Here is a 3,199-nt window from a genome sequence, read left to right as displayed (position 1 = left end):
CCAGCGGGGCTGACGCCCCGGCGAAATTCCCCTCCCACCTACGTCGGAGGGAGTCCCCTTTCGCATTTAAGATGGAATACCTCCGGTTAGCCATCGACGCCAACCCGTCAATCGGGGCGCTCACTTTTTAGCTTAGCCCGCCCGCGCTCGCCCGGTGTGCAGGTAGACACCTGCGCCCTTGACGGTGCCCACCCTGTAGCAGGTATGCTCGACCCCTTCGGCGCCCTGCCGTGCGGGCGCCGCTCAAACAAGGATGCCGCATGCAAACCAAGGACAAGTGTCTGGCCGCCCTGGTCATTCTCTGCTGGGGACTCAACTTCGTCGCCATCAAGTGGGGGCTGGAAGGCATCCCCCCACTGCTGCTGGGAGCACTGCGTTTCGTCGGAGTCGTCTTCCCGGCCATTCTGCTGGTCCCCAGGCCTGCCATGCCCTGGCGCTGGCTGCTGGCCTATGGCGGTGCGATCAGCCTGGGCCAGTTTGCCTTCCTGTTCTGCGCCATGAAATTCGGCATGCCCGCCGGCATGGCCTCCCTGGTGCTGCAATCCCAGGTGGTCTTCACCCTGCTGTTCGCCATGATCTGGCTCGGAGAGCGCTGGCAGCCCCACCACTGGGTGGCACTGCCGCTGGCGGGAGCAGGTCTTTATCTCATTGCCACCCATGGCGAGGGCAACCTCACCCTCATCGGGTTTGTGCTGACGCTGTGCGCAGCCGCCTGCTGGGGCCTTGGCAACGTCATCAATCGCCAGATAGGTCTGCGCTATCGCACCTCTCTGCCGAGCCTGGTCGCCTGGGGCGGGCTGGTGCCCATCCTGCCCTTCTTCGCGCTCTCCTGGCTGTTCGAGGGGCCCGAACTCATCGCAAGCAGCCTGCTCAACATCCGTTGGCAGGGCGTCTTGTGCGTGCTCTATCTCTCGTTTATCGCCACCTGGCTCGGTTATGGCCTGTGGGGGAGGCTGCTGATGCGCTATCCGGTGGCCCAGGTTGCCCCCCTCTCCCTGCTGGTGCCCTGTGTCGGCATGGTGGCCGCCGCCCTGCTGCTCGATGAACACCCCACTCCCCTGCAATGGCTGGGCTCGGGTCTGGTGCTGCTCGGCTTCGTGGTGCATCTGCTGGGGGGCAAGATGCGCTTCTTGAAGACCCAAACCGAGGATTGACCTCGCCCGGGAAACTTCCCATCATGGGTCAGGCCCTCTTGGGCCCACCCCGTTATTTCGGCAGGATGCCATCATCAGGAGAGCAAGGACATGCGTCATCCGTCACTTTCGATCATTCCCTCTTTACCAGGCATCATGCGGGTCACGGCCATGCTGCTCCCCTTCTGCTGGAGCCCGTTCGGCTGGAGTGCCACCCTGCCGGCAGATCTCAAATGGGAGAGCAACGACACCGACCCCGTCTATGCAGACCCCGAGGCCAAGCGAGGCGGCACCTTCCGGGATTTCATGTCGAGCTTTCCGCTCACCTTGCGCAAATACGGGCCGGATTCCAACGGCGGCTTTGCAGCCTACGTGCGCGAGACCAACCTGCCGCTCCTGAGCACCCATCCCGTGACGCGCAATCCCATCCCCATGCTGGCCAACCAGTGGGCTTTCGGCGCGGATAACAAGACGCTCTATTTTCGCATCAACCCCAAGGCCCGCTGGTCGGACGGCCAGCCCGTCACTGCGGATGACTGGGTCTTCACCCTCAAGATGATGCGCAGCAAGGAGATCAACGACCCCTGGTACAACAACTACTACAGCACCCAGATAAGCGAAGTGACCAAGTTTGACGATCACACCCTCGCCATCACCAGCGGCACCGAGAAGAGCCGGGAAGATCTGCTCGAAGCCCTCCCCTTCACCCCGGAACCCAGCCACGCCATCAAGCTGACCGCCAACTGGGTCAAGGAGTACAACTGGAAGGTGCTGCCGGTCACAGGCCCCTACCAGATTGGCGAGCTCAAGAAGGGCAAGTCGGTTACCTTCGACCGGGTCAAGGATTGGTGGGGGAACGACGAGCGCTACTTCCAGCACCGCTTCAATCCGGATCGCATCGAGATCAAGGTGCTCAGGGATCAGAACATCGCCTGGCAGCACTTCCTGCGCGGTGAGCTCGACACCTTCCCCCTCGTGATGCCCAACTGGTGGCACGACAAGAGCAAGACCGCCGAATTCGAGAAGGGTTATATCGAGCGGCTCTGGTTCTACAACCAGACGCCTCAGCCCCCCATGGGGCTCTATCTCAACACCGCAGATCCCTTGCTGAGCAATCTCGACGTCAGACTCGGCATCCAGCACGCCCTCGCCCTGGACAAGATGATCGCGACTTTGCTGCGGGGGGACTACCAGCGTCTCAACACCTATGGCTCGGGCCAGGGAGAGTTCACCAATACCGACCTCAAGGCGCGCCCCTTCGATCCCGCCCTTGCTCGCGAATTCTTTGCCAAGGCGGGCTTTACCAAGACCGGACCGGATGGCATCTTGCGAAACGACAAAGACCAGCCCCTCTCCCTCAGCATCACCTACACCACGGCGGAACATGCCCAGCGCCTCACCCTGCTGCGGGAAGAGGCGAAAAAGGCGGGGCTCAACCTCGAGCTCAATCTGATGGATGCGTCTGCCGGCTTCAAATCCATGCTGGAGAAAAAACACCAGAGTGCCTGGATGGCCTGGAGCGGTGGTCGCTATCCCGCCTATTGGGAACACTTCCACAGGGTCAATGCCAACAAGCCCCAGACCAACAACATCATGAACATCGATGACGACAGGATCTCGGCCCTGGTGGAGCAATACGACAAGGCGTTCGATTTCGGCAAGAAGGCCGACCTCTCCCGCCAGATCCAGGAGCGACTCTATGAGCTAGCCAGCTTCGTCCCCGCCTATCAGGTGCCCTATACCCGGGCCGGCGCCTGGCGCTGGATACGCCTGCCCAAGGTGCCGGCAACCCCCCAGAGCGACTTGCTCTACTGGCCCCTCGACGGCTCCAACTCGGGTTACAGCTTTGGCGGCCTGCTCTGGATTGACGAAGCGGCAAAGGCGCAGACCCGGGCCGCCATCAAAGGGGGGCAGACCTTCCCGCCAGTGACCATCACGGATACCACCTACCAGCAAAAATAGGGCAGCTGGCACCGTCAGCCCTAAAACAAAATCTATGGTCACCCCCTTTTTTGCAACCTTGATTTCGGGTGTTGTGGTTGGCTTGCTTAAATCTATCCGGCGTC

Annotated in this window: 2 protein-coding genes; both read left to right on the top strand. The window is 61.6% G+C overall.

Translation table 11 applies throughout. From position 1 onward, the window contains the following. Window positions 1–260: 260 nt before the first annotated feature. On the top strand, window positions 261–1,154 hold the full coding sequence (locus tag PG892_RS21910) for an EamA family transporter (protein ID WP_010675306.1): 894 nt from the start codon (window positions 261–263) through the stop codon (window positions 1,152–1,154). 135 nt (window positions 1,155–1,289) lie between these two features. Then, the gene (locus tag PG892_RS21905) at window positions 1,290–3,095 is read left to right on the top strand and encodes an extracellular solute-binding protein (RefSeq protein WP_174219063.1); all 1,806 of its coding nucleotides are present in this window, start codon (window positions 1,290–1,292) and stop codon (window positions 3,093–3,095) included. Window positions 3,096–3,199: the final 104 nt, after the last annotated feature.

The organism is Aeromonas sp. QDB68 (assembly GCF_027707405.1).
GTDB lineage: Bacteria > Pseudomonadota > Gammaproteobacteria > Enterobacterales > Aeromonadaceae > Aeromonas > Aeromonas caviae.
This window is presented reverse-complemented; position numbering and strand designations above follow the sequence as displayed.